A 928-nucleotide genomic window follows, 5' to 3' on the forward strand; every position below is an offset into this window, starting at 1 on the left:
GAGACTCGGTGGGGCAATAGGTTGATCATGTCGTGCTCTCCATGTTGCGTGGTGAAACGCCGAGAGCCGCAGGCCGGTGGGCCAGGTCCAGAACGACATGATCCGTGTGAAGCAAAGCACGCAGGGGATCATCGGCCCCCGCGTCAGGGGGTCAGAGTGGTACGTGTATGACTACGATAGATGCGTTCATCTGACGGCTCCCTTGCTGATGGCGTTGAGATAGCCCACGAGCCATTTCCGAAGCAAGATCGGTATCGTAAAAGAAATTCTTTTTCTGTTCCCGAAATGCAGACATCACTTGGCGAGCCGTTTTTTCGCAAAGCGCGCTATCACGGCCTTTTGCAGGCAATGCGCGGGGTTAGCTGTAAAAGCCTGACATTTTTCGCAAAAGCGCAGATGTTGCTGCTGTGCAACAAGGCCGCATCACATCAATTGTGGCCCCGAGTTTGACTGCCCGGTCGCTTGCGGTCGACGGGCTCCAGGGGGACCATGTTTCGGGCGGGATAGGCCACCAGCCGTGGTCCCGAAGCGCGCGCAGTAAGCGGAACCTGATCCCCGCCTTCTTACGCGGTCCGAAGTGACGCGGGGCAGTTCCTGTCATAAGATTAGAGGGGCGTTTCGCAATGAGTGGAAACAGTCCGGCTCTCAAATCGCTCGGGCCTAAGCCGCACGGGGCCGATCAACTGCGCTGCCGGGGTGAATTTGAAGATATCGCGCAGCCCCTTCGGCTTTTACAACCATCAACGCGCTGGCCGCGCGATATGCTACCAAGACGAACCGGTTCGCGGCCTACCAGCGTATGGCAAGGTTCGATGATCTCCTCCCTCCAGCCGACGCGGCCGACGGCGACAAACCCAGTTGAACCCACGCTCGGGATTATAAGACAACTTTTCTGAGTGAAAATGTCCAATGACCGCTGCCAGCCCCA

Annotated in this window: 1 protein-coding gene; it reads left to right on the forward strand. The window is 57.7% G+C overall.

Annotated elements, in window-relative coordinates:
- Window positions 1-180 precede the first annotated feature (180 nt).
- The gene (locus ACH107_RS33195) at window positions 181-450 is read left to right on the forward strand and encodes a hypothetical protein (RefSeq protein ID WP_412509839.1); all 270 of its coding nucleotides are present in this window, start codon (window positions 181-183) and stop codon (window positions 448-450) included.
- Window positions 451-928 lie beyond the last annotated feature (478 nt).

Source organism: Roseovarius halophilus (ex Wu et al. 2025), from assembly GCF_047086965.1.